23 protein-coding genes and 1 tRNA gene are annotated in these 24,997 nt (G+C 41.4%); 11 read left to right on the top strand and 13 right to left on the bottom strand.

Annotated elements, in window-relative coordinates; translation table 11 throughout:
* The first annotated feature begins 56 nt into the window (after window positions 1-56).
* Together fbp and HWE15_RS11600 are read left to right on the top strand one after the other, a co-directional pair.
* Window positions 57-1,094, top strand: coding sequence for a class 1 fructose-bisphosphatase (gene fbp, locus HWE15_RS11605; RefSeq protein WP_290507701.1), 1,038 nt, complete (start codon window positions 57-59; stop codon window positions 1,092-1,094).
* 134 nt (window positions 1,095-1,228) lie between these two features.
* Window positions 1,229-2,323: a PQQ-dependent sugar dehydrogenase gene (locus tag HWE15_RS11600; protein ID WP_290507786.1), complete on the top strand. Its 1,095-nt coding sequence runs from the start codon at window positions 1,229-1,231 to the stop codon at window positions 2,321-2,323.
* Between the two features lie 37 nt (window positions 2,324-2,360).
* Here the strand turns inward: HWE15_RS11600 and HWE15_RS11595 are convergent, their stop codons facing one another.
* The 3 genes from HWE15_RS11595 to HWE15_RS11585 form a co-directional block, all read right to left on the bottom strand.
* Window positions 2,361-3,419: an NAD(P)H-dependent glycerol-3-phosphate dehydrogenase gene (locus HWE15_RS11595; RefSeq protein WP_290507700.1), complete on the bottom strand. Its 1,059-nt coding sequence runs from the start codon at window positions 3,417-3,419 to the stop codon at window positions 2,361-2,363.
* On the bottom strand, window positions 3,397-5,094 hold the full coding sequence (locus HWE15_RS11590) for a 1-acyl-sn-glycerol-3-phosphate acyltransferase (RefSeq protein ID WP_290507699.1): 1,698 nt from the start codon (window positions 5,092-5,094) through the stop codon (window positions 3,397-3,399). The genes HWE15_RS11595 and HWE15_RS11590 overlap by 23 nt, the downstream gene beginning before the upstream one ends.
* Before the next feature lie 75 nt (window positions 5,095-5,169).
* Complete coding sequence (locus HWE15_RS11585; protein WP_290507698.1) at window positions 5,170-5,649, bottom strand: DUF4199 domain-containing protein; 480 nt, start codon at window positions 5,647-5,649, stop codon at window positions 5,170-5,172.
* Between the two features lie 145 nt (window positions 5,650-5,794).
* Between HWE15_RS11585 and HWE15_RS11580 the strand changes: the two genes are divergently transcribed.
* Window positions 5,795-6,769 carry a polyprenyl synthetase family protein gene (locus HWE15_RS11580; RefSeq protein ID WP_290507697.1) on the top strand — a complete coding sequence of 325 codons (975 nt, stop codon included), beginning with the start codon at window positions 5,795-5,797 and terminating at the stop codon, window positions 6,767-6,769.
* A 22-nt stretch (window positions 6,770-6,791) separates the two neighbouring features.
* Here HWE15_RS11580 and HWE15_RS11575 read toward each other — a convergent pair whose 3' ends face one another.
* From HWE15_RS11575 to HWE15_RS11545, 7 genes are all read right to left on the bottom strand, one after another.
* Window positions 6,792-7,868 carry a glycoside hydrolase family 43 protein gene (locus tag HWE15_RS11575; protein ID WP_290507696.1) on the bottom strand — a complete coding sequence of 359 codons (1,077 nt, stop codon included), beginning with the start codon at window positions 7,866-7,868 and terminating at the stop codon, window positions 6,792-6,794.
* Between the two features lie 124 nt (window positions 7,869-7,992).
* Window positions 7,993-9,291 carry a threonine synthase gene (gene thrC, locus HWE15_RS11570; RefSeq protein WP_290507695.1) on the bottom strand — a complete coding sequence of 433 codons (1,299 nt, stop codon included), beginning with the start codon at window positions 9,289-9,291 and terminating at the stop codon, window positions 7,993-7,995.
* A 4-nt stretch (window positions 9,292-9,295) separates the two neighbouring features.
* Window positions 9,296-10,228 carry a homoserine kinase gene (locus HWE15_RS11565; protein ID WP_290507694.1) on the bottom strand — a complete coding sequence of 311 codons (933 nt, stop codon included), beginning with the start codon at window positions 10,226-10,228 and terminating at the stop codon, window positions 9,296-9,298.
* Window positions 10,228-12,675 (bottom strand): bifunctional aspartate kinase/homoserine dehydrogenase I, encoded by a 2,448-nt coding sequence (thrA, locus tag HWE15_RS11560; RefSeq protein ID WP_290507693.1) that lies wholly within the window; start codon window positions 12,673-12,675, stop codon window positions 10,228-10,230. Before thrA ends, HWE15_RS11565 begins: the two co-directional genes overlap by 1 nt.
* A 362-nt stretch (window positions 12,676-13,037) precedes the next feature.
* On the bottom strand, window positions 13,038-13,493 hold the full coding sequence (locus tag HWE15_RS11555; protein ID WP_290507692.1) for a hypothetical protein: 456 nt from the start codon (window positions 13,491-13,493) through the stop codon (window positions 13,038-13,040).
* Between the two features lies 1 nt (window position 13,494).
* On the bottom strand, window positions 13,495-13,953 hold the full coding sequence (locus HWE15_RS11550) for a nuclear transport factor 2 family protein (RefSeq protein ID WP_290507691.1): 459 nt from the start codon (window positions 13,951-13,953) through the stop codon (window positions 13,495-13,497).
* A 1-nt stretch (window position 13,954) separates the two neighbouring features.
* Entirely contained in the window at window positions 13,955-14,632 is a 678-nt protein-coding gene (locus tag HWE15_RS11545; RefSeq protein WP_290507690.1) for an SDR family NAD(P)-dependent oxidoreductase, read from the bottom strand.
* Window positions 14,633-14,770: 138 nt separating this feature from the next.
* Between HWE15_RS11545 and HWE15_RS11540 the strand changes: the two genes are divergently transcribed.
* Entirely contained in the window at window positions 14,771-15,109 is a 339-nt protein-coding gene (locus HWE15_RS11540) for an MGMT family protein (protein WP_290507689.1), read from the top strand.
* Here the strand turns inward: HWE15_RS11540 and HWE15_RS11535 are convergent.
* Entirely contained in the window at window positions 15,106-16,551 is a 1,446-nt protein-coding gene (locus HWE15_RS11535; protein WP_290507688.1) for a sodium:solute symporter, read from the bottom strand. The two genes, HWE15_RS11540 and HWE15_RS11535, sit on opposite strands and share 4 nt — an antisense overlap.
* Before the next feature lie 53 nt (window positions 16,552-16,604).
* Between HWE15_RS11535 and HWE15_RS11530 the strand changes: the two genes are divergently transcribed.
* The 5 genes from HWE15_RS11530 (at window position 16,605) to HWE15_RS11510 (ending at window position 18,782) form a co-directional block, all read left to right on the top strand.
* Window positions 16,605-16,898 carry an ATP-dependent Clp protease adaptor ClpS gene (locus tag HWE15_RS11530; RefSeq protein WP_290507687.1) on the top strand — a complete coding sequence of 98 codons (294 nt, stop codon included), beginning with the start codon at window positions 16,605-16,607 and terminating at the stop codon, window positions 16,896-16,898.
* Between the two features lie 11 nt (window positions 16,899-16,909).
* Window positions 16,910-17,530: a recombination mediator RecR gene (recR, locus tag HWE15_RS11525; RefSeq protein ID WP_290507686.1), complete on the top strand. Its 621-nt coding sequence runs from the start codon at window positions 16,910-16,912 to the stop codon at window positions 17,528-17,530.
* 49 nt (window positions 17,531-17,579) lie between these two features.
* Window positions 17,580-17,656 (top strand) — tRNA-Ala (locus HWE15_RS11520).
* A 423-nt stretch (window positions 17,657-18,079) separates the two neighbouring features.
* A complete protein-coding gene (locus HWE15_RS11515; protein ID WP_290507685.1) occupies window positions 18,080-18,505 on the top strand; it encodes a hypothetical protein in 426 nt (141 codons plus the stop codon).
* Window positions 18,506-18,521: 16 nt separating this feature from the next.
* A complete protein-coding gene (locus HWE15_RS11510) occupies window positions 18,522-18,782 on the top strand; it encodes a hypothetical protein (protein ID WP_290507684.1) in 261 nt (86 codons plus the stop codon).
* Between the two features lie 13 nt (window positions 18,783-18,795).
* On the opposite strand, the gene HWE15_RS11505 is transcribed toward HWE15_RS11510, so the two are convergent.
* Complete coding sequence (locus tag HWE15_RS11505) at window positions 18,796-19,473, bottom strand: DUF2461 domain-containing protein (protein WP_290507683.1); 678 nt, start codon at window positions 19,471-19,473, stop codon at window positions 18,796-18,798.
* Between the two features lie 56 nt (window positions 19,474-19,529).
* The gene (gene murF / locus HWE15_RS11500; RefSeq protein ID WP_290507682.1) at window positions 19,530-20,825 is read right to left on the bottom strand and encodes a UDP-N-acetylmuramoyl-tripeptide--D-alanyl-D-alanine ligase; all 1,296 of its coding nucleotides are present in this window, start codon (window positions 20,823-20,825) and stop codon (window positions 19,530-19,532) included.
* A 93-nt stretch (window positions 20,826-20,918) separates the two neighbouring features.
* Here murF and HWE15_RS11495 point away from each other — a divergent pair, with 93 nt between their 5' ends.
* Both HWE15_RS11495 and HWE15_RS11490 read left to right on the top strand, forming a co-directional pair.
* The gene (locus HWE15_RS11495) at window positions 20,919-22,985 is read left to right on the top strand and encodes an FG-GAP-like repeat-containing protein (protein ID WP_290507681.1); all 2,067 of its coding nucleotides are present in this window, start codon (window positions 20,919-20,921) and stop codon (window positions 22,983-22,985) included.
* 64 nt (window positions 22,986-23,049) lie between these two features.
* Window positions 23,050-24,756, top strand: coding sequence for an amidohydrolase (locus tag HWE15_RS11490; protein WP_290507680.1), 1,707 nt, complete (start codon window positions 23,050-23,052; stop codon window positions 24,754-24,756).
* Window positions 24,757-24,997 lie beyond the last annotated feature (241 nt).

The following is a 24,997-nucleotide window of genomic DNA, read 5'->3' as shown; positions in this document are numbered from 1 at the left end:
CGATTTTCTTCCTAATTTCGAGAAGATATAAACCCAAATATTGTACTTTTCTAATAATGAAAATCAACCCTTATCAACCCGACCAAACGGGCATGGCCTATTCGGTTGGGACCACATTAGATCGCTTTATCAAACTAAAACAAAGTGATTTTCCCTTCGCATCCGGTGAACTTTCCCAGTTACTCAGGGATATTGCCCTCGCCGCAAAGATCGTAAATCGTGAAACCAACCGAGCCGGTCTAGCCAATATTGGAGGGGCTTTTGGCCAGACCAATATTCAAGGTGAAGAACAGCAGAAATTGGATGTCATTGCAAATATCCGATTTATGCGGGCACTTAGTAAAGGAGGCGAAGTTTGTGCCATAGTTTCTGAAGAAGAAGATGCGGTCATCGATTTACAAAATAAATCCGGAAAATATGTGGTCGCCATTGACCCATTGGATGGAAGTTCCAATATCGATGTGAACATCAGCATCGGCACCATCTTTTCCATTTACCGAAGAAAGACCCCAATCGGAAGCCCCATCCAAAGTGAAGACATCATGCAACCCGGTTCTGAGCAGGTTGCTGCAGGTTATGTCCTGTATGGCTCTTCCACTATGTTAGTATACACTACCGGCTTTGGAGTGAACGGATTTACCTATGAAACCAGCCTTGGTGAATTTTTTCTTTCTCATCCGCAAATTCAGGCACCGCAGTCTGGCTCTATTTACTCCATCAATGAAGGTCTCGAACGAGACTGGCAAATGGGAATCAAAAATTACATTGATCAGTGTAAAGAAAATCGATTTGCTGCAAGATACATCGGTTCTTTGGTTGCTGATTTTCATAGAAACTTACTAAAAGGAGGAATCTATCTTTATCCTGCTACCAAGAAGAATCCAAATGGAAAACTGAGGCTATTATATGAAGCTAATGCCTTGGCATTCATTGCGGAACAAGCTGGGGCAAAAGCCACCGATGGACAAAAAAGAATTCTTGACATTCAGCCGGAGTCCTTGCATCAACGAACTCCATTATTTATCGGATCGGCTGATTTGGTTGACGAGGCCATGTACCAAATTCAAAAAGCAAAGGAGCAGGCCATTGTATAAGTGATCCTGAATGGAACATTAGTGCTAACTTGCGAGTCTTTATTAGAAAATTGTCAATCATGAAAAGCTCTTATTTAATTGCTCTATTTGCAGGATCTATGTTGGCAACCGCATCCTGTTCCCCAAAAAGCGAAATGGATGATATTGAAGTTGAACAGCCGATAGACCCAACTTTTGCCCAGCAAACAGAGAAACACCTGATCAAAGTAGATACCCTATTCACTGAATTCGAAAGTCCTTGGGGGATGACCTGGCTATCTGACGGTAGAATGCTTGTAACCGAACGGAAGGGTGAAATCTTGATTTTCGAAAAGGATAAATTTACAGGACAAAAAGTTCAAGGACTTCCTAAAGTACATGAGGTGAATCAAGCAGGTCTTTTGGACGTGGCTGCCCATCCTAATTATGAAGAAAATGGCTGGATCTATATTGCCTACGCCAAGCCATTCGAGGATGATAAAGGTGCATTAACTATCATGAGATTTAAATTGGATGATGCAAATCAGGCCATCAATCAAGAAGAATTAATCGTGGCAATGCCGGAATGGGAAGGCGGACGCCATTTTGGAAGTCGAATTGTCTTTGATAACGAAGGCTACCTTTATTTCTCTAACGGAGACAAAGGGAACAAACCAGAAAACGCACAAGACCTAACCAATGCCCACGGTAAAATCCACCGAATTCATGATGATGGGCGGATCCCAAGTGATAACCCATTTGTGAATGAACCCAATGCTGTTGCATCCATTTGGTCTTATGGAAACAGAAACCCTCAAGGATTATATTTTGATAAAGCGAATAATCGACTTTGGGAAACAGAACATGGCCCTATGGGAGGAGATGAATTGAATTTGATTGAAAAAGGAAAAAATTACGGTTGGCCAGTAATTACCTATGGAATCAACTATAATGGAACACCGATTACGGATATTACCGAAAAAGAAGGCATGGAACAGCCTGTTACTTATTACGTTCCTTCTATCGCAACTTGCGGAATGACCATGGTAACCTCCGATCGATATCCCGGGTGGAAAGGGGATATTCTGATCGGTGCTCTTGCAAAAATGCATATCAATCGTGTAGACCTAGAAGGCACCGAAGCCTTATCGCAAGAAATCATGTTCCAAGATCTTGGGCGAATTAGACAGGTTTCTGAAAGTCCAGACGGATATTTATATGCAATTACGGAAGGAACTGGACTCCTTGTAAAGTTGCTTCCCGTGGAATAAAAAACAGAAAGCTCTTCAAATTTGAAGAGCTTTTTTCTTATACAAAATCTACATCCACATTAAACGGATACTTCATCAAAAACTGAAGGGCTTCCTCAATTCCCAATTCTTCAAACAACACTCGGTAAAGGTTCTCTGTAATTGGGGCCCGAAGATCTGCGGATTCAAGAAATCCCTTAATGATTTTCACAGTATTAATCCCCTCCGCTACTTCCTCCATATCCTCTAAGATGGAAGCCAACTTTTCTCCTTTAGCCAATCGATAACCCACGGTGAAGTTTCGGGAGTTGACCGAATTACAAGTAGTCACAAGATCACCCACTCCTGCTAAACCAAATATTGACTTTACACTTCCTCCGAGAGCTTTACTCAAATGCACCATTTCAACCATTCCTCTTGAAATCAGGAGGCCTTTGGCATTTTCACCCAAGCCCAACCCTGCTAGGGCTCCGGCAGCAATTGCGATGATGTTTTTCAAGACCCCGCTTAATTCCACACCGATGATATCGGAATTCCCATAAACTTGAAACCGCTCTGTTCGAAGAAGCCGCTGTCCTTCTAAAATCACCTCGTTGAACTTTGAAGCAATAACAGTAGCTGCCGGTTGAGAAAGCGCTAATTCTTTTGAAATATTTGGCCCCGCTAAACAGCCAACCCTAACGGCAACTGTTTCCTTCTGAAGCACCTCACTCATCGTCAGAATCCTGTTCCTGTTGATACTTTTTACAGAATCCAAATCCTTGCCTTCCGGTAAATCCAAACAAAGTCCTTTCGTTCCATGGATTACTAAATGATAAGGCTGAAGAAAAGGAGCAAATTTTCTGGCTACTTCCTGAAAACCAGAGCTGGGGACCATGAAAAATATGGTTTGACATCGTGTACACAATTCTTCAGGGTCATGGGTAGCACGGATTGAAGCTTCAAATTCCCGGTTTTGAGCCCGATGGAACTCGTTGATTTCCTGAACCACTTCTTCCTTTCGGGCATATACTAGCACTTGGTTTTTCTCAGCCAACATATTTGCGATGACTGTACCAAAGCTCCCTACGCCAACAACACCTATTACCGCTTGATTAGAAGAGTTTTTCGAGTCCATATCCATGTAATCTGTTGTGATAAAAATAGAGCAAACTCATATCCTCCGTAACAATTTTCCCTTCCTTGTTCCGAATCAATGGACGCTTGGCATGATACATCCCGACATTATCTAAGCCATGAGCGATAATTTCATCCATGCCCTGTTTCATATGCGGCGCAATTTTGATTTTTCCCTGCTCACGCAAGCGCATGATCTCATCATATACCCGCTGACAAGCCGCCTTGAATTCCTGATAATCAATAGAAATCTCTTCCTCTGGAAGGCGAATTAAATCGAAAAGATCCAGTTTAGAATTTTTTGCCTGAATCATCTCAAATGCCGTGAAGGCAACCAAATGGGAGCTAAATACCCGGTTAATTCGATGAAACTCCTCCACGATTCGTTTCCCAAGCATTTGAGTATATTCCTCTTCCCGCTGAGGATCTATATTCACCTCCCCATTGGACATGAAATAATGCTTGGGGTTAATGACCCTTCCATGTTGATCTATACTTTCTCCATTTTCATTCACAAAATTCCCTAAAACATCCATAGCCTTTCCGACAGATACAGATATATCAGATCCTTTTGTAAAAAACTTAATGAGGAACTTGGAGATTTTGTAGGAAGTAGAAAACTCATCGTTCTCCTTATAATAGCGCTCTTGCCCAGTAATACTCAAGTAATCCCGAATCAAACTAGGGGCTTCTAGTACAAAATGGTAATTAATCGTAACTGGAACGATAAAAACTTTCCCATGCAAATCGTCATGCCCGTGCTGATAATTATTCCGTTGGGCCTCTATGGCAGTACTGAGCAAGCCTAATTTCAACTTGCTTTCAATCATTCCGCTTCGACTCCGGGTCCCACCTGGGAAAAAGAGGGAGTGACAACCAAATTGGATAGCCTCCTTCGAATAGGTCTTTAAGGTCTCTAAATAAACCAGATTTTTTTTGCGCCGATCTACCTTGTACGCCCCCAGCGCATCCATGAAGTATGCGAAAATCGAAATATTAAACAGATTCAGTCCTGCTCCATAGATAAATGGCGGAAGCCCCAGAACAGAAATAATCCAGCCTATCAAAATACTATCCAAATTGGAGAAATGGGTGGGCACCATCACGATCGTTCCCTTCGTAGCCAAATCACGGAGTTGATCCGTTTCTCCTGTGATTTGGATTTTGTCCTGAAGCGAATATTGATTGGAAAAAATTGATTTGAAGCCTTTCACCCGGGCTGCATTCAACAGACGGGCAAACCCGAAGGTTACGACACTTCGGATGAATTTGTAGTGCTGATGTTTGAAGTTACTCGCAATCTCCTCCGCGTAGCGGGTGGTAATAGATTCAAGAATCTCTCGGTATTCCTTCATCCGCTGCGCATCACTCAATTTATTTTCTTGACTGATATGCAAAAGAGAAGCTTTCACTTTCCCCCAAAATTCCGCGTCATCATCAGGATCAACTACCCAAGGATTTTGTTTGACGCGCAGCTTTTCGCGGTATAAAGTAGTTTCAAGTTCTTCTTTCAGAATTTCCGGAATATTCGCTGTTTGGTGCAGAATTCTCCTTTGCGCCTTCTCTGATACTTTTTTAACAAAGTCCTTTCGCTCCCGAGCCAATTTGACTACAGGCCATTCGTCCTTACTGGGAAGGATCGGTTCATACCGGTGCTTTATATATTTTTCCTCCAAAGGGATCCTTGATTTTAAAAACGAATGGGCAAAGATAAAGAATTACAATTTCTGATGATTTTGAGCAAACCCCATTTAACTTCTTGTTCTTACAAACAGCGAGACTAATAGAGTGGTAATCAACCCCATAAATGCCGCACCAAACACAGAAATTAACATGTAATTTTTCAGACTAAAGTAGGCTTCAGCCTCTGTCTGACTCATGATTCCATTGGAAACAGAATAGTCGATGATATTCTGAAAATATTCGGGGGTGATAAATGTACTTATCAAGTACTGATTAAATGGACTTAAAAGTGCAACGATTAAGGTAATGATCAAGCCAGAAACAAGAGACTGTTTGTAGGTCATTTGGCCATTATAAAAATTTTTCTTCTTATCCTGAAGAGCAAAAACATACACTAGAATAGCTGGTATAGCATATAGATTTGTATAGGTAGCATGATCAGCAATTAATTCATCATGCCACCCCATGGACTTTTCAAAAGCCATCCACAGGAGGGTAACAATCAAAAAGACAATTGCCCATTTGATTTCAAATCGTATATTTTTCATGGTGCTGGGGTTATGGGATTTAAAATACTTTATTAAAATACACAAAATCCCGAAACGAAACCTTCTATTTCAAGTTTGTGAGTTATGTAGTAAGAATTGCTTGTCCTAGACATAAAGCCTGTTATTTTTACGGCTTGAATACCTGATGAAACCTGACCTCAAACAAATACAAGTCCCTATTGCCTCCGAAATGGTTGCTTTCGAGCAAAAATTTCGGGATTTCATGAAGAGCAAAGTCAAGCTCCTCGATCACATAACCAATTACATCGTCAAACGAAAAGGCAAACAAATGCGTCCGATGTTTGTCTTTCTGACAGCTGGGATTTGTGGAAAAATCAATGATTCTACACACCGTGGTGCGGCCTTGATTGAATTGTTGCACACAGCAACGCTGGTTCATGATGATGTAGTGGATGATGCTAATTATCGAAGAGGTTTTTTCTCGGTCAATGCACTTTGGAAAAACAAAATCGCGGTTCTGGTTGGGGATTACTTGCTTTCAAGAGGCTTACTTTTATCAGTTGATAATGGCGACTTCCATCTTCTTCAAATCGTTTCCAACGCAGTCAAGGAAATGTCTGAAGGAGAACTACTTCAAAGTTACAAAGCACGAAAACTGGATGTAGACGAGTCGGTTTATTATGAAATCATCCGACAAAAAACAGCTAGCTTAATCGCTTCCTGTTGCGCTGTGGGAGCAGCAAGTGTCAATGCTGACTTGGAAACTGTCAGTAAAATGCGGGATTTTGGAGAAAAAGTAGGGATGGCATTCCAGATCAAAGATGATTTGTTTGATTACGGGGAGGAAGAAATCGGCAAACCTGTCGGCATTGACATCAAAGAGAAGAAAATGACTTTGCCGCTTATCTATGCTCTGAGAAATTCCGATTGGTTGGAAAAAAGAAGGATAATAAGCTTAATCAAAAACAAATCCGAGGATAAAAAGGCTGTTGCACAGGTAATTGACTTTGTGAAAAATAGCGGTGGATTAGAATACGCCAAAGAAAAAATGAACAGTTTCTATCAAGAAGCCCTGCAACTTTTAGACAGCTTCCCTGAGTCCGAATACAAGACTTCTTTGCGGGATTTGGTAAGTTACTCCATTGAGCGAAAAAAGTAAGCCGGAGCTATTCCGGCTTTTTTTATTTCATGGGATTAATGGTCTCAATTTTCCCGTCAGCAAGATGAGTCAATTCCGCCATTTTGATATTTCGGAGTTGGGTCTTTCCTGATAGTTCTGTATCGTGGTAGAATAAATACCAGTTTCCCTCAAACTCAACAATGGAATGATGGTTAGTCCAGCCTTGTACCGGTTCTAAAACATTCCCCTGATAGGTAAATGGTCCATAAGGACTATCCCCAATAGCGTAGGCGATAAAATGCGAATCCCCAGTAGAGTAAGAAAGGTAATACTTACCATTATAACGATGCATCCATGCAGCTTCAAAGAATCTTCGATCATGATCTCCAGCTTTGACAGGTTCTCCATTTTCATCCAAAATCAAAAGCTCTCGAGGTTGCTCTGCCAATTCAGTCATTGAATCCGAAAGTTTGGCAATGTAAGGCATCAGGGCCTTTTGGTCAGGTGAAGGAATTCCATCTGTTGGACCTTTTCTTCCTTCTACCAACTTTTGTTCATCGTACCATTGCAATTGGCCACCCCAAATTCCACCCCAAATCAAATAATAATCTTCTCCATTCTGGAAAGCGGAAGGATCCATGCTAAAAGTTCCAGCTATAGGTTCAGGCTCAGCTACGAAAGGACCCTCTGGCCTATCTGAAACCGCCACACCAATCTTGAAAAGATCTTGCTTATCCTTTGCGGGAAAATAGAGATAGTACTTCCCATTTTTTTCCGCAGCATCCGGAGCCCAAAGCTGTCTGCTTGCCCAAGGGATATCTTCCAACTTAAGTGCAATGCCATGATCGACTACTTCAGCTCCCGGCCGATCCATGGAAAAAACATGGTAATCCTTCATATCAAAATGCGAGCCCATATCATCTTCACTTACTGTAGACTCAACATCATGCGAGGGATAGATGTAGATTTTTCCTTCAAAAACATGAGCAGAAGGATCTGCGGTATAAATGTGCTCAACAAGTGGAGAATGAACGAATGTGGATTCATTTTCCTTTTCTTCGGTTTGAGTAACCTCCTTGGGCTGAGAACAAGCAAGAGCCAAAAGCAGAAACCCTTGGAAATAAGTAGAAATTCTCATGGTTAGGTTAGTTTAGGTTTGATTGGGTCTGAAAATAGTAAAAGGAAAGTCAAAATTGAAATACAATAAAAATCTCATTGGTAAAATTCGCTTTGCTAGTATCTCAAATCAAGCTGCTTCTGATTTATTCTAAGCTTTTCAAAAAGGCCTTAAACGTATCAAAATCTTTCTTCATTGGAATCACCTTTTTCTCCCCTTTTAGAAATGCGGCCAATCGATCCGGTAAAACCAATTTTTCTCCCAACGTACGCTCAACCACATCTCGAAATTTACCTGGATGAGCGGTCTCCAAAAAGACTCCGATATAACCAGGATGGCTTTTCATAAAATCCTTCAAACCCAAATAACCCACAGCTCCATGCGGATCTAGGATGTAGCCTTGCTTTTTAACTTTTTGAATTGCCTCGACAGTTTGAGCATCCGTGTAGTAGTACCCTCTGACTTTTTTTCGAAAAAAACCCTCATTGCCCTCATAAAGCGCTTGAAGCCGTGGAAAATTACTCGGATTACCTACATCCATGGAATTGGATACTGTCGGAATAGAAGGTTTAACATGAAAGGGAGCTCCCTCCAAATATTCTGGAACCACCTTGTTTACATTCGTAGCGGCTACAAAATGATCAATTGGCAAGCCCATTCGCTGAGCTAAAATACCAGCTCCAATATTCCCAAAATTTCCACTTGGAACCGAAAAAACAACTTTTTTTCTGGTTTTGGGCAAGCGGGAAAAAGCATAGAAATAATACAGGCACTGAGGAATCCAGCGAGCAATATTGATGGAATTTGCGGAGGTCAACTGCAACTTTTGGTTCAATTCCGAATCCAAAAAAGCCTGTTTCACCAAGGTCTGACAATCGTCAAAAACCCCATCTATCTCTAAGGCGATAATATTTTTCCCCAAGGTGGTAAACTGCTTTTCTTGGAGTGGGCTCACTTTTCCTTTGGGAAAAAGGATAATTACCTCCACTCCTTCCACTTCCAAAAAGCCATTCGCCACCGCACTTCCTGTGTCCCCGGAAGTTGCAACCAATACGCGAAGTTTTTGGCTTTTATCCTCTACTAACATACTCATCAGTTTGGAGCAGAATCTTGCCCCAAAGTCCTTGAAGGCTAGTGTTGGCCCATGAAACAGCTCCAAACTGTACACATCTTCCTCCACCCCCACTAAGGGAGCATCAAAAACCAAGGTATGATCAACGAGCTCCTGGATTTGCTCATCATTTAAATCCTCCGAAAACAAGGCGCCAATTACCGCATACCCGATTTCTCGGAAACTCATTTCTGGAAGACTCTCAATAAGTTCTCTAGACAAAACAGGGATACTTTGAGGCATATACAAACCATTGTCTGGAGCAAGACCTTTGATAACTGCTTCGGAAAGGGATACTGTATGGGAAGGATTATTAGTGCTGTAGTACCTCATAGTTTTAATTTTCTAACATGTATCCGCCTTGGGTATTTATTGCTGAGAAATACACATCGACTCCAAGCCCTAAAGACTGATATACTTTTTTTGCAGATTCAGCAATTTGAGCTGCCTTTTCTTTACCCTTTGAAAGGCAAAATAGGGTTGGACCACTTCCTGAAATCCCCACTCCCAAAGCTCCTACTTCCTTGACAGCTTCCCGAACTTCATAAAATCCCGGAATCAAGACCGCGCGATAAGGCTCGGCAATCACATCTTTCAGCGATCTCGAGATCAACTCATAATCTTCTTCATACAGACCTGCTACCAATCCAGCCACATTCCCTGATTGAATCGTTGCATGTTTCAAAGGGATACTTTCACGCAATACAGATCTGGAATCAGCAGTTTTTAATTCAAAGTGTGGGTGAAGTAGGGTGCAGTATAAGTCTTTAGGAACATGAAGCTTGATAACATCCAGCGGATGATAATCTCGAATCAACACAAACCCTCCCAATAAACTCGGCCCAACATTATCTGCATGCCCCGCTCCACATGCGGCTTTTTCTGCCGCCATGGCAAATGGCAATAAATCCTTTTTCTGAAACGGGTTTCCGAGCAGTTCATTGGCTGCAACCAAAGCGGCTACTGCACTAGCTGCACTCGAACCCATTCCTGAGCCCAAGGGCAAGCCTTTTTCTAAAAAAATCTCCATCCCAACATCTGTTCCAAGCTCATCCAATAAAGCCTGAATGGCCACAGAACAAGTGTTTTTCAAAGGGTCTTTGGGAAGTTTTCCACCATCCCCTTGAATGGAGGTAACTACGAGACCTGGGTGATCTTTTTCCTTCAAAGTGACCCGATCCCCCATTCCTTCTATGGCAAAACCAAGGATATCAAACCCACAGGAAACATTGGCTACGGTCGCAGGGGCAAATGCTTGGACTGATCTCATTATTCCCGAGTATAATTACCAATTCGAATTACATCCGCAAAAACTCCAGCAGCAGTTACATCTGCACCTGCACCAGGTCCTCGAATGATCATAGGCCGATCCAAATAACGTTCCGTAGTTAGTAATATCATATTATCACTCCCGCTCAGACCACTAAAAGGATGAGAATTAGGCAGGGAGTTCAATCCAACTTTAGCCTTTCCATTTTCAAGAGTAGCCATGAATCGAAGCTTTTTACCTTTTGCCTCTGATTCTTCCAAAAGCTTTTTGAAATAAGTATCGTGATTTTTGAGTTTTTCGAAAAATTCATGAACAGAAGCAGCATCCCGACAATCCTCCGGGACCATGCTTTGAATGGAAATATCATCAAATTCAAGTTTTTGCTCAGCCTCTCTCCCCAAAATCAAAATTTTTCGAGCGACATCCATTCCACTCAAATCATCACGGGGGTCCGGTTCTGTATAGCCCTTTTCACGCGCTAGGCGGACCACCTCAGAAAAAGGGTCTCCTTTCTCCAATTCAGAAAAAATGAAATTCATCGAACCGCTCAATACTGCCTCAATCCGAATGACCCGATCACCTGAAAGCATCAAATCCTGCAGCGTATTGATGACAGGAAGACCTGCCGCCACATTGGTTTCATATAGAAATTTTACACCACGCTTTTTAGCCAATCGCTTCAGGGAAAGATATTGCTCCATTGAACCGGAATTTGCTTTCTTATTAGGAGTGACTATGGCCACCTTGGCTTCCAAAATTCGAGGATAGGCATCCGCTACTTCTTGGCTTGCGGTACAATCCACAAAAACCGAATTGGAAAAATTCATTTCTTGCATTTGCTGAATAAATTTCCCCAAATCCATTTTTTGGTCAGCATCCGAAAGTTCATATCCTTTTTTCAAATCAAAACCATCCTCATGAAAGGCCATAAACCTACTATTTGCCATTCCATGAATTTGGATATCCAGCTCACTTTCATCCCGTAATTTGAGCTGTTGATTAGCAATCATTTTGGTTAAGGCCTTTCCAATCAATCCCGTCCCTACCAGGAAAACGTGTAGAACCTTATTCTCAGAAAGGAAAAATGCCTCATGCAAGGCATTGAGAGCCTTTTGCAAATCCGCCTGAGGGATAGCAGCTGAAATATTTAATTCCGAACTACCCTGCGCGATTGCTGCTACGTTGATATTATTTCTCCCCAAAGCACGGAACATCCTGCCTGAAGCACCTGGGTTATGCTTCATGTTTTCCCCTACCACCGCAATGGTAGCAAATCCATGAAGTAATGAAACCTCCTCCATTTCACCGGATTTAATTTCATAGTAAAATTCTTGTTCTACCACCTCTTTGGCCAGGAAGGATTCACTGGTTTTAATTGCCAAACAAATGCTATGCTCCGAAGAGGCTTGAGAAATCAGGACGATATTTACTTTCGCCTCAGCCAATGCCTTAAAAACGCGACTTCCAGCTGTCCCATCTAATAAGGCTGCTCCCTGTACAGTAACAATGGAAATATTGGACATGGAGCTGATCCCCTTGATCAAAGCTTCTTTGGTGACTTCTCCATTTATCAAAGTCCCGGGACTCGATGGTTCAAAAGTATTTTTAATTCGAATCGGAATATTCCGCTTCATGGCGGGCTGCATAGTAGCAGGAAAAATCACTTTTGCACCAAAGTGCGAAAGCTCCATTGCCTCATTGTAGCTAAGTTGAGGAATGGTGAATGCCGTGTAAACTAAGTTGGGATCGGAGGTCAAAACGCCCGATACATCGGTCCAGATTTCTAAATCATCAGCCTCCAAAGCAGAAGCAAAGATGGCAGCTGTATAATCCGAACCTGACCTTCCTAAAGTGGTGGTCTCGCCTTTCTCAGTGGCTGCGATAAAGCCAGTAATAACCTTGATCCCATCATGCTTTAAAAAATACTCCCGGATCAAGGCATTGGTTTTTTCAAAATCTACCCTTGCCTGCCCAAAACGATCATTTGTGCGGATGACTTCCCGAGCATCCAAAAACTTAGTCTTCAATCCTTTGGCAGCCAGTGCTTCAGCTAGAATAAATGCCGAGAGTCGCTCTCCAAAACTCACCACATAATCCACCGTCCGAGCGGAATTTTCCTTGATTAGAAATATTCCATGAAAAAGGTCTTCCAACTCATTAAACCGGACTTTCACATAAGTCATGACCGTAGATTGGTTTTGCACGGCGATGAGTTGGCGGACCATGTCCAAATGCTTTTCTTCCAAACTTTGCAATAAATCCCGATAGACCTGATCTCCTTCACGAGCCATTCGGGCAATGGTCAGGAGGGTTTCTGTCACACCCCCAAAAGCGGAAAAAACCACGACTAAATCCTGCCTTTTTAGCTTTTCCTGAATAATGAAAAATACTTTTTGGATGGTTTCGGGATTCGCGATGGACGAACCTCCAAACTTGATAATTTTCATAGTAAATGGATGGGTTTAATGAGAAAAAAGGCAAAAGCCTAAGGGGCGGAGATTAATTTGCTAGTACGGGATTACCCCGTAATAGTCATCCAACCAGTCGTCATCATAAAAGTGCCAATAACTCCCATGGTAATGGAAGCTTTATTGGAAGAGTAAAAAAAGGTGGAGTTGAAATTTTTCATTTTTAGCTCACGACTACACAAGTTTAAGCAGTCATTTCCTTTTTGCCAAATTCAACACACTTTTTATTAAAATCTGTTATCAAAAAGATGAGTTTGATGAATTTTTCTAAAAAAATAAGCTCAATAATTTCAAATTATTGAGCTTAACTGACTATTCAGACTTCTATTGATTTTAACAGGCTAAGCGATCAATTCTAATCCCATTGATTTTCCTTTAAACAGGATTGATTCTCCGGGACTCTTTCCCAAAACTTGCTGTGCCAAAGGAGAAGCAGGGCTAATCAAATAAATCTCTCCGGAAGGCAGGGCTAATTTTCCTAAGGCAACAGAAATAAGAAAATAATCATCTCCGATTTTTATCAAGCTTCCCTCACGAACCTTCTTACCAATCCCTTTGATACTTTGAATCCGATACAGCTCTTCTAGGAGGGCGGAATTGGACTTGATTTGACCTTCCACTTGTCTCAAATCCTGCGTAAGCATCTCTCTTCCTGTCTCAAATTTATCACCGGCACTACTTTTATCATCTTCTAAAATCCCTTCAGATATGGCTTTTCGCTCCTCTTGAAATTGAGCGATCCTTTCTTTTAAAAAGGACACTGCCCTTTGAAAAACCTCCTCTTTATTTAGATTCATATCAGCAGCCCTCTTTGCGGCGGGTATCAATAATGTATGCAATTTTCCAACCTTCTTCAGTTCGAACCAATTGAAAGGAATTCACTCCGCAATGGCTGAAATTACCGTTGACATAAAACTCATAAGGCGTCCAAGCAGCGGCCATATCCCCATCAACTTTGATCTGATAATCCAAAATCCGCTCATCAAGCTGCACATCCTCGGGGGTAGTAGCAATACGCTGTACAAAATCTGCAACCGAATTACTACCAACTCGACTTCCATTTTCACCGGAAATTACAGTTTGCATGGGAGCGTCCTCCAAGAAAGCGGAACCAACCATTCCTCCATCCTTGGCACGCATTCCATCAAATAGTTGCTCAATGACAGCCTTAACTTCTTGTTCAGATGACTGTCCCTTTACCTGGTAAGAAAAAAAAACCAAGGGAAGCATACCCAAAAAGGCAACCCAATTTTTCATATTAAACTTCACCATATAGTTTGAATGTCATATTTCTAAGTGCATGATTGTTGACAGCATAATGCATTGCTTCAGCAATTTCATCAGGCCTTACCCACTTTGAAAAGTCAGAGTCTGGCATAGACTCTCTATTCGGTGGCGTATCAATGATACTAGGAACAAAAACATGGGATCGAATGGAAGTATCTTTAGTCATTCCGGCCACAATCTCTGCCAAATTCATCACCATGCCTTTACTCATTGCATAAGCAAGAGCCCAAGAAGCATCTTCTAATTGAATTGCAGGCCTGGCTCCGACGAAAAGGAGCGTGCCTTTATTCTGTTTTTTCATAACAGGAAGAAATCCCTTCACTAAATGAAAAGCACTGAAGAAGTTAAGCTGGATCATTTTTTCGAGATCTTCCTGTGAAGTTTCTTCAATGGAGCCCGTTGCGAATCCACCAACCAACAAAGCTAAAGCGTCCACATCCTGATATTGCAATTGATACTCTCTTACAAATTCCGTAACTGATTCCTCATTTGTCACGTCTACTTCGTAGCTATCATCCGCTTCCTCCACTTCCTCATCCATTCCCGGATTAAGTAATGCAATCACTTTATATCCTTCCCGTTTGAATTTTTCTACAACTGCTGATCCTAAATTTCCTGCTGCACCAGTGATGATGATATTTCGTGTCATTTGAATTTTAATCTGTTGATTATTCCTAAAATTAGCTGTTATTTTTCGAATACATGAGAATTCAATTAAAAACGAAATGCAAAGCAGCTCAAATGATTTAATAAGGCTGAATTTTGGTTATATGACGAACTTGAAAAAATGAGCAGCGAAAAAGTAAATTACTTTGATCTAGTCTACCAAGTGGTTCGGGAAATTCCCCCTGGCCGTGTATGTTCCTATGGAGCTATTGCCCATTACTTAGGATTAAAAAGTGGTGCCCGGATGGTGGGCTACGCAATGAATGCCGCTCATACACTTCCCGATGTTCCAGCCCATCGAGTAGTTAATCGAAATGGGGTTTTGACCGGGAAACATCATTTTCGAACTCCAACCCTTATGCAGGAACTATTGGAGGCCGAAGGTGTGATCGTAGAAAACGATCAGGTTCAAAACTTCGATAACCTTTTTTGGGATCCTGAAAAAGAGTTGGGGTTTTAGGATTTTTTACGGAACAAATACAGTCCCAAAAACATCAGTAACCCATTCAGAATCAAGGCTTCAAATCCAAATTTATAGCCCCAAAACCAAGCTTCTGAATTGGAACTTATAATAAAAGTGAGCGTTGGAGCAGCCACTGCCAAATAGGGAACGACACGATCTTTCACTCCCCATTTTGTAAACAACCCAAAGCTATAAAGTCCTAAAAGAGGCCCATATGTATAGCCTGCCACTACAAAAACGGAATTTATGACACTTTGATCATTGATCCAGTGAAAGATCAAAATGGCAAAGAACATTACAAAAGTGAAGGCCAAATGGACTTTCTTTCGAACCGAAACCTGTTTCTCGCGAGGGTATTTTCGCTCAATTTCCAAAAAGTCAATGCAAAAGGATGTGGTCAAAGCTGTCAGGGTAGAATCAGCACTCGAATAAGCTGCAGCCGTAATTCCCAGCACAAAAATTATCCCCGCAAATGCTGAAAAATGTTGTGTTGCCAGCATCGGGAACAACTCATCAGTTTTGGGAGGCAGTGAAATTCCCTTTGTCTCCGCATAGAGGTAAAGCATAACGCCCAAACCTAAAAAGAGCAGGTTGACAATGACCAAAATAACCGTAAACCAAAACATGTTTTTCTGTGCATCCCCGATATTCCGACAAGTCAGGTTCTTCTGCATCATATCCTGATCTAGTCCGGTCATCACAATGGTGATAAAAGCTCCAGAAATAAACTGTTTGAAAAAATTGGTGCCTGCCTTCCAGTCCCAATTGAAAATCTCCGAACGCGGATCAGAAGAAACTCCTTGGAAATAGTCTTTGATACTAGAGAAACCAAGATCCTCTCCCACCAATTTGATACTGACCACCACGGCAGCCAACATAAAAAAAGTCTGAAGCGTATCCGTCCATACCACGGTTTTGATTCCTCCCCGATGGGTATAAATCCAAATCAATCCAACGGTAATTAAAACCGATACCCAAAAAGGAATTCCCAAAGAATCAAAAAGGATTAACTGTAAAACTGAGGCAACCAGAAATACTCGAAGAGAAGATCCCAACGTCCTGGACAGGATAAAAAAGAAAGCTCCGGTCTTGTATGACCAAAAGCCAAATCGGTCTTCTAGGTAGGAATAAATCGAAACTAGATTCAATCGATAGTAGAGCGGTAATAAAACTTTGGCAATCGTAAAATAGCCTAAGGTATAACCCAAAACCACCTGGAAGTAGAAAAAATTGCTGTTACCAACTTCGCCTGGAACAGAAATGAATGTGACCCCAGAAAGAGAAGCTCCGATCATTCCAAAGGCCACCAAAAACCAAGGGGACTGCCGGTCTCCAGTAAAAAATGTTTCCGATGTAACTTTTCGAGAAGTAAACCACGAAATCAAAAAGAGGAGTAAAAAGTAGAATGAAATAACAATAAGGACGATTTGTGGATTCATAAAAGAGAAGGATGTGAATCGCTAAAATTGACCATAATTCTTAATTTTGCAACATGATCGATATAAGGACATCAATTCCTGAGTTGGAAGAAGAAGAGATTGTATTAGAGGAGCTGTTGGACCTCGAGGAGCATGACCTAATCGTCTTCAATGATGACGTCAATACCTTTGACCATGTCATCAATATTCTGATTAAAGTTTGTAAGCATACCCGCGAACAAGCGGAACAGTGCACCTTGATCATCCATTACAAAGGAAAATGTGCTGTCAAAAAAGGAAGCTTTGAGGAATTAAAGCCTATGTGTGAAGCCATCCTTGATGCAGGAATCCAAGCTACCATCAATTAATTAAATCATTTGTGAACCTCCCTTCCAAACTCATCGAGGATGCTGTAACGGAAATCTCCCGACTGCCGGGTATTGGTAAAAAAACAGCACTAAGGTTAGCCTTGCACCTTTTGAAGCAACATGAAGCTCATACGGAGGCTTTAGCCCTTGCTATAACCCGAATGCGTCAGGAGGTAAAATACTGCAAGACCTGCCATACGATTTCGGATGAGGAAGAATGTAGTATTTGCAAAAGCCACCGAAGAGACGGGAGCATTATTTGTGTGGTTGAGGATATTCGAGATGTATTGGCTATCGAAAACACCAATCAGTTCAATGGAAAATACCATGTGCTCGGAGGAGTAATTTCTCCGATTCAGGGAATTGGACCAGAAGAATTACACATTGAATCCTTGGTTAATCGAATTGATTCAGCTACCGAAACTGAGCCTGTAAAGGAGGTTATTTTGGCATTAAGTGCTACCATGGAAGGGGATACAACGGCTTTTTACCTTTCCAAAAGACTCAAAGACAAAGGATTAAACATCAGTACGATTGCTCGAGGCATCCCTGTAGGAGGAGAATTAGAATTTACCGATGAGGTCACCTTAGGCCGTAGCATCATGACAAGAGTAAATTATTCGGGACACTGATTTTTTTATTGGTTCAATCCAATCCCTGTTCTATATTTGCAATCCGTTTGGGGGATTAGCTCAGCTGGCTAGAGCGCTACACTGGCAGTGTAGAGGTCATCGGTTCGACTCCGTTATCCTCCACCAATTAAGCTTCTCAATAGAGAGGCTTTTTTTATTTAATACCATCTGATATTAGCTCATCCCGATAGCTATCGGGAAGGTCATCGGTTCGACTCCGTTATCCTCCACCATTAAAGCTTCTCAATAGAGAGACTTTTTTATTTAATACAATCTGAATTAGCTCATCTCGATAGCTATAAGAAGGTCAGAGCGTCCCGACGTTTGTCGGGAAGGTCATCGGTTCGACTCCGTTATCCTCCACCAATAAAGCTTCTTAATAAAGAGGCTTTATTTATTTTCTATCAAGTACTAATCCAAATGATTCCAAGAATGGTAATTCACCTTAAAAATCATCGACTTTTGCCCGAAATCGGATTTGATTTTAGCCCTTCCCCTTGGCTTTGAAAAATTGATCAAGTAATCGTAACTTGAACGAAAAGCGGAATTATGAAGATCAACTTTTTGAGATATCCTTTGATTGCTCTCGTCTTTTTGAGTTTTTTTTCTTCATGCTCGTGTGAACCCGAAGACCTGGTTAGATATGCCTTTAAGGGAATAGAAAAAATGATGGGGGAAGGTTTTTTGCCATCGGAAGAAATCCGTGCATTAGGGGATTTTGAAAGCACTTCGGTTAATTTACAACGGACGAATGATGAATCAATCATCATTTTAAGGCTGGAAAACGGAGATCCTAAAATACTTTCGAACCAACCTGAAATTTTAGCCAGAAAATGTGCCGAAATCTATCTTTCAGACTTTAAAAACGCACATAACTATGAGAAAATCATTGTGCAGTTTGTGCAGACTGACCCAATAAATCCGGAGAATTTCGCTCTCCAGGAGCATGAATTTGAAACAAAAGACTTCTTCTAACTTTAACCCTAACTATATGAATTTCCCAGAAGAATTTAAAAAACCACCGCTCACACTAGGCGATTGGATCATCAATTTGATCATTTCCAAAATCCCGCTTGTCGGTTTTATAGTTTTGATCGTTTGGGCTGTGGATAAATCCACCGAACCAAATAAAGCCAACTGGGCAAAATCCGAATTAATCATCCGCTTAATCGGTTTCCTAATTGGAGTGATTATCATTTCCATTATTGGAATCGGTTTTTTCACCAGCTTCTCCGATCAAATGGATTGGTAAGCCAGAAAAACACCTACAAAATCCCACTGCCATCTTCTACCTCTTCTACAGCTCTTTCCAAGAATTGTAAGAAGGGGTGCATGGTCCGGAATCCATGAAGGGCTTGGTGAATGAAATTTCCCGAATTCACATCCTTATCAGCAACAGGATGAGAGACTACAAAACTTTTTAGCCGAAGAAACTCGATATATGGGTGATCAGCTTCATATTCCCGAGGACTGGTTTTCAGTTTCTCCCCTTCCAATTCAGGAAACATTCCCTTGAATTCGGGTTCATTTAAAATCCCATCCAATTCAGCACCCGAATAATCAATTTCCTTCCGAATCTTCTTCAAGGTGTCCGACATCGGCATCCATATTCCTCCTCCATAGAATGATTGTCCAGGTTGAATATGTAGATACCACCCGGGACCTTCGGATTTCTTTCCTTTTGGAGAAAAATAAGCTGCAAAATTGGTTTTGTAAGGATTCTTATTGGCAGAAAATCGTATATCCCGGTTTTGACGGAACACACAATTCTTGGCTTGAAAAGAGGAAAAAGCAGGCTCGATTTCTGAGAGATTTTTGAGCAAAACTTCCACGTCAGCCAAAAATTCCTTTCTGGTATCTTGATACCAAGACTTATTCGCATCCATCCAATCTTTATGATTGTTCTCCGCGAGTTCGGAAAGAAATTTCAAATATGGCCTCATAGTTTTATTCGATTTAATTGATCCCTAATATCCTAACTACCTCAAGAAAAGAGAGTTTAAATAAAATCCACCAAGGTTTCTAATTTCATCCCTCGGCTACCTTTGATCAAAATCAGATAGTCTTCCAATTTGCTATCCTGAAGCCAGTTTCTAAAGGAAAAAGGATCCGGGAAATACAAGGCTTTAGGGGCTTTTTCAAGTGCAGAAACAATAAGTTTTCCAGTGAAACACACTTTGTCGATCGGATATTCGCTAACAATCTCTCCGATCTTTCGATGTTCTTCTTCGGCATGCTCCCCCAGCTCAAACATATCTCCCAAAATGATCATTTTATGCTTTCTGCCTGTCATGTCCCCAAATGTCCGGATCGCCACCTCCATGCTGGATGGATTTGCATTATAGGCATCTAGGATGATTAAATTACTGCGCTTTTCAATCAGCTGGGAGCGCATGTTTTCAGGCTTGTAATTGACGATAGCCTCCACTGCATCTTGCATGGGTACTTCAAAATACTTTCCAATGGTTAAGGCAGTAGCAATATTTCCAAAGTTGTAGGCTCCAATCAGGCTAGTCAAATGCTCTCCTTCGACACCTTCAACATAAAATTTTACAAAAGGATCTGCTCCCAAAAAATTCACCTCGCAAAAATCCCCCTTCGATGGATACAAAACAGGATGGGAAAATCGCTTGATCATATTGGAAAGGATTGGATCCTGAGAATTGATAAATACCGTTCCTTTATTTTCTCTTAAATGCTGATAAAGCTCCGTTTTGGTCTTCAAAACGCCTTCCGGACCTCCCATTCCTTCCAGATGGGCTTTTCCTATGTTCGTGATAAACCCATGGGTAGGCTCGGCAATTTCACAGAGTTCTTGAATATCTCCTTGCTTGTTGGCGCCCATCTCAATAATGGCGATCTGATGTTCTACCTTTAGTTGAAGCAAGGTAAGGGGAACTCCGATGTGGTTATTGAGATTTCCTTTGGTAGCCAAGGTTTTATATTTTTTGCTCAAAACTGCATTGAGCAATTCCTTGGAAGTTGTTTTTCCATTGGAACCGGTAAGACCAATAACAGGGATATCAAACTGGTGCCGGTGATAGTTTGCTAACTTTTGTAAGCATATCAAGGCATCTTGACAAATAAAATAACGATCATCTCCTTCTTCATAGAAAGCGGGATCATCCACCACTACTCCTGATGCACCCATTTCCAACGCTTTTGCCGCGAACTCATTAGCGTTGAAATTGGGACCTTTTAAGGCAAAAAATAAGTTACCCTTTTGGATTTGACGTGTATCTGTACTGACACCGGTACTATCTAGAAATGCTTGGTAAAGCGTAACAATATTCATGTTTCCAATCAATTTTCCCCAAAATAAACCAATCTGACGCATCTTGGAAGTACAGACATCGTTTTATATTTAATTTTGATTTTCAAATCAGGCATGCGCAACGCTTTATTCTTACTTCTTTTTCTGAATTCCTTCCTTGCGGTTGGGCAAACTACTTTTTCTCTTGACAACTCGCCTGCAATCCTCCAAAATGCCCAAAACTTATCCTCAGCTTGGAGCGGAGGAATCAATTCAGCGCAAATTCAGACCATTGATTTAAATGGAGATGAAATCGAGGAATGGGTGGTTTGGGATATTAATTCTAGACAACTGAGTGTATTTGAAAAATCTGGAGAAAACTTCACCCTACGTCCCGAATGGGCTTATTTCTTTCCAAGCGATATCAGCGGTTTTTTAGTTTTGGCAGACTTCAATGGAGATGGAAAAAAGGATCTTTTCACCTCCACGGCTTTGGGAATCAAAGCCTATAAAAACACTTCAACAGGAGATAAAATTTCCTGGGAATTGGAACGAAACTTTCTTCCTCTGGACAATGGATCCAATATCCAAGCAAACAATTTGGACACCCCATTGATCAAAGATTTAGACCAAGATGGGGATTTGGACTTAGTGATTTTCAATTTCGCATCCGGAGATTACCTAGAATTCTATGAAAACACCTCAGTAGACCGGAAAGAAACTCCGGATATTGATGGCTTTGAATTTCCAAAGACCCATTGGGGGAATTTTGAATTTTGTGCCTGCGGAGACATTTCCTTTGGAAAAACCTGTAGCGGTTTGGATTTAAGCCAAAATCCAAACGAAAACCTACGTATCCTGCACGCCGGCGGACATTCCATTTTGTATCAGGATTTCAACGGAGATGAGATCCCAGACTTATTGCTTGGTAGGGATGAATGCCAAGTCCTGTATTTTCTACCAAATAAAGGATCGAAAGAAGAACCGCTCTTTGATGAATTTTCGAATAGTTTACCCAATCTGGGCTCTCTACCAGAATTCCCATCTTTTCATAATGCCTCCTGGATAGAGGATCAATTAGTAATCAGTCTCAATTCAAACGAGGCAGCAATTGTTTATGGAATTGATTACGAATCATCCCTTTTCGTTTTCAATGGGTCGTCCACTCCCTTTTTACAAAATCAAACACTGGACTTGGGAGAAAATACCCGTCCTTTTTTTAAAGGAAATCAAATTGGCGGAGAATTATGGATCACTTCCAATGTGACTAAGGACGAAGAAGTTTTGGGCGAATTGTCTTCCTTTTCTTTTCAAAACGGTCAATTCGAATTGGCTTCTCGGGATCAAGAACTTCGAGAGCTGAATTTGACAGAAATCCAATATTTGGAATACACAGACATCCAAAACAAGTCCCATAAACTCATCAGTGGAATCCGATTTGAAGGCTCTATTCCAAAGCAGTTACTTTTTGAATCTTTAGAAGGAAATTGGCAAGAAATTTCGATTTCTGGATATGAACCCAATCGAGGAGACTACCTGCAATTCTTTTCATATGAAAACAGAGAATACTTCTTGGCAGCTCGTCAAAATGGGGGATTGGACCTTTTTGAAATGAATTGGGATGCTTTCTCAGCCCGGCTTTTGGAAACAGACTTTTTGGGCTTTCAGGATAATCCTGCAAATCGAAATCTGAGTATAGCGGTTAGCTCAGGAGATCGGCCTAAGCTGTATACAGTGGATCAACGGGGAATCATCCTATATATCGAAGATTTCATGGAAAATTCTCAACGTAAAGAGGTGAAAATCCGAATCGAAAACTTGGATTTTCCTACTCGTTTGGGGAGAAATACGTGGATAACATTCGTTCCAAATCTTCTCGGAGACAATCCAGATTTGATTTTGGGAACAAGAGGAGGAGGATTGATTTATCTGTCTGCTTTCGCATCTTCCTCTCCTCCTTCTGAATCGATTCAGGTTTTACTTTATCCTAATCCATCCGACGGACCTATAAAAGTTATCAGCAATCAAAACGGAACAGGAAGATTAATTTCTATCATGGGTCAGGTTCTTCTTTCGGATATTACCATCAATGCAGGCCAAGAATTGGAAATTCAAGCTGGATTTTTAACCCCTGGGGTATATATTTTTCAATTGGAGACTTCTAACCGAAGCTTGGTTTCCAAAAAAATCTGGATTCGCTAATTACAGGACTGGTTTTGGTCGGATTGCATAAAAGCACTAGCTTTCGTTTTAGAATTCAACGATTATGAGAAAATTATATATCCTCGCCCTAGTGGCTTTTTTCGGGTTTTCCTGTAGTTCAGGTCCTGAAAATCCGGCTGACTCCGTATTTATTAATGGAATCATCTATACCGTGGATGAAACCAATCCTAAAGTGGAAGCTGTTGCTGTCAAACACGGCATGATTCAAGCCGTTGGAACTACAGCTGAAATCCAGGAACTCGTCGGTGAAAATACCGAAGTGGTCGACCTTCAAGGCAAAACTATGACACCAGGTTTTATCGAGTCCCACGGACACTTGATGGGAATCGGCTACAACAAGTTGGAGCTTGATCTTATGTATGTCAAAACCTATGATGAATTAGTTGAAAAGGTAGCTGAAGCAGTTGAAAAAGCGAATCCTGGTGATTGGATTACGGGTCGAGGATGGCATCAAGATAAATGGATCGAAAAACCTGAAAAAATGGTAAAAGGATTCCAGACCAATGACCAATTGAATGCCGTTTCTCCCAATAATCCGGTATTCCTTCGCCATGCTTCCGGTCATGCTTCCTTTGCCAATGCGAAAGCACTGGAATTGGCTGGAATCGCCAACTTGAAGGGAGAAAGACCAGGTGAGGTAGAAGGCGGAGAAATCATCACCGATGAATTAGGTAATCCTACCGGTGTTTTGACTGAGAGAGCGTCGAGTCTAGTGGCTAGATTAGTTCCTGAGGAAACTCCCGAAAGAGCAGAAGAAGCTTTGACATTGGCATTGCAGGAGCTGGTAGAGAAAGGCATTACATCCTTTCATGATGCAGGTTCCGGTCAGGATGTAATCGACTTGGTTCAAAAATTCAAAGACGAGGGTAAACTCACCGTTCGTCAGTATATCATGCTTACCGGCCGTCAGCCAGAGCTTTTGGAAGAGTGGTACAAAAAGGGACCGATGATAGACTCAGAAGATCATTTGTTGACTGTCAGATCCATCAAATTGAATTGCGACGGAGCCTTAGGGCCGAGAGGAGCTTGGTTGCTGGAAGACTATGCGGATAGACCAGGCCATCGTGGACATGAGACACTTCCTATGTCTGTGGTGACGGAGGTTTCTGAAAAGGCACTTCCTCTAGGTTTTCAAGTTTGCTCTCATGCCATTGGCGACCGCGCCAATCAGGAAATTTTGGATCGATATGAAGCTGCCTTTGCGAAGAATCCAGAAATCACGGATCACCGTTTCCGTATCGAACATGCTCAACATATCCATCCAGATGATATTCCGCGTTTTGGTCAGTTGGGCGTGATTGCTGCGATGCAAGCCATTCATTTGAGTTCGGATCGGCCTTGGGCTATTGATCGATTAGGGGAAAAACGGATTATTGATGGAGCCTATGTTTGGCAGAAATTGATGAAAACCGGTGCTGTGGTGACGAATGGAACAGATGCCCCAGTGGAACCAGTAGATCCTATTCCCTCTTTTTATGCTTCAGTGACCCGCAAAACTTTGGAAGGACTTCCGGAAGGAGGTTATGAAGCAGATCAGAAAATGACACGGGAAGAAGCCCTAAAATCCTACACCTTAGACGGTGCTTTTGCCGAGTTTGAGGAAGATTTCAAAGGCTCCATCGAAGTGGGTAAAGCTGCCGACTTCACCATTTTCGACCAAAATATCATGGAAGTCCCGGAGGATGATATCCTCAAAACGAAAGTAGCAATGACGGTGATGGGGGGAAATGTGGTATTTAGCCAAGAGTAATATCATCAGTATGTCACTTCTTTTCTGATTATCCAGAGCGGAGTCGAAAGAGGACTTTTAATAAAAAATATAATTCAGACCTGTCAGGCACAAATACTTGGCAGGTCTATTTTTTATAATTCGCTTGTGAATTTGAAACAAATAAAAAATTGAAATCTAAATCCTCACATTCCTCTGATAATAAATGAAATCGGAGTTTCTACCATTTTTCCCTATTTTCCCATTCTAGAAAATTGATAAT

The sequence above is a fragment of the Algoriphagus sp. genome, assembly GCF_013373065.1.
In the GTDB taxonomy this organism is placed as follows: domain Bacteria; phylum Bacteroidota; class Bacteroidia; order Cytophagales; family Cyclobacteriaceae; genus Algoriphagus.
Note: the sequence above shows the minus strand (reverse complement) of the source record. Positions and strands in the feature narration are given on the sequence as shown.

Bases quoted from the DNA above. Each gene is read 5' to 3' on its own strand.
- HWE15_RS11575 (WP_290507696.1), bottom strand. From the start codon at position 7,868: ATGAGAATTTCTACTTATTTCCAAGGGTTTCTGCTTTTGGCTCTTGCT.
- HWE15_RS11555 (WP_290507692.1), bottom strand. From the start codon at position 13,493: ATGAATCTAAATAAAGAGGAGGTTTTTCAAAGGGCAGTGTCCTTTTTA.
- HWE15_RS11530 (WP_290507687.1), top strand. From the start codon at position 16,605: ATGATCGATATAAGGACATCAATTCCTGAGTTGGAAGAAGAAGAGATT.
- HWE15_RS11515 (WP_290507685.1), top strand. From the start codon at position 18,080: ATGAAGATCAACTTTTTGAGATATCCTTTGATTGCTCTCGTCTTTTTG.
- HWE15_RS11510 (WP_290507684.1), top strand. From the start codon at position 18,522: ATGAATTTCCCAGAAGAATTTAAAAAACCACCGCTCACACTAGGCGAT.
- HWE15_RS11545 (WP_290507690.1), bottom strand. From the start codon at position 14,632: ATGACACGAAATATCATCATCACTGGTGCAGCAGGAAATTTAGGATCA.
- thrC (WP_290507695.1), bottom strand. From the start codon at position 9,291: ATGAGGTACTACAGCACTAATAATCCTTCCCATACAGTATCCCTTTCC.
- thrA (WP_290507693.1), bottom strand. From the start codon at position 12,675: ATGAAAATTATCAAGTTTGGAGGTTCGTCCATCGCGAATCCCGAAACC.
- HWE15_RS11550 (WP_290507691.1), bottom strand. From the start codon at position 13,953: ATGAAAAATTGGGTTGCCTTTTTGGGTATGCTTCCCTTGGTTTTTTTT.
- HWE15_RS11565 (WP_290507694.1), bottom strand. From the start codon at position 10,228: ATGAGATCAGTCCAAGCATTTGCCCCTGCGACCGTAGCCAATGTTTCC.
- HWE15_RS11585 (WP_290507698.1), bottom strand. From the start codon at position 5,649: ATGAAAAATATACGATTTGAAATCAAATGGGCAATTGTCTTTTTGATT.
- murF (WP_290507682.1), bottom strand. From the start codon at position 20,825: ATGAATATTGTTACGCTTTACCAAGCATTTCTAGATAGTACCGGTGTC.
- HWE15_RS11580 (WP_290507697.1), top strand. From the start codon at position 5,795: ATGAAACCTGACCTCAAACAAATACAAGTCCCTATTGCCTCCGAAATG.
- HWE15_RS11505 (WP_290507683.1), bottom strand. From the start codon at position 19,473: ATGAGGCCATATTTGAAATTTCTTTCCGAACTCGCGGAGAACAATCAT.
- HWE15_RS11600 (WP_290507786.1), top strand. From the start codon at position 1,229: ATGGATGATATTGAAGTTGAACAGCCGATAGACCCAACTTTTGCCCAG.
- HWE15_RS11595 (WP_290507700.1), bottom strand. From the start codon at position 3,419: ATGGACTCGAAAAACTCTTCTAATCAAGCGGTAATAGGTGTTGTTGGC.
- HWE15_RS11535 (WP_290507688.1), bottom strand. From the start codon at position 16,551: ATGAATCCACAAATCGTCCTTATTGTTATTTCATTCTACTTTTTACTC.
- fbp (WP_290507701.1), top strand. From the start codon at position 57: ATGAAAATCAACCCTTATCAACCCGACCAAACGGGCATGGCCTATTCG.
- HWE15_RS11495 (WP_290507681.1), top strand. From the start codon at position 20,919: ATGCGCAACGCTTTATTCTTACTTCTTTTTCTGAATTCCTTCCTTGCG.
- HWE15_RS11540 (WP_290507689.1), top strand. From the start codon at position 14,771: ATGAGCAGCGAAAAAGTAAATTACTTTGATCTAGTCTACCAAGTGGTT.
- HWE15_RS11490 (WP_290507680.1), top strand. From the start codon at position 23,050: ATGAGAAAATTATATATCCTCGCCCTAGTGGCTTTTTTCGGGTTTTCC.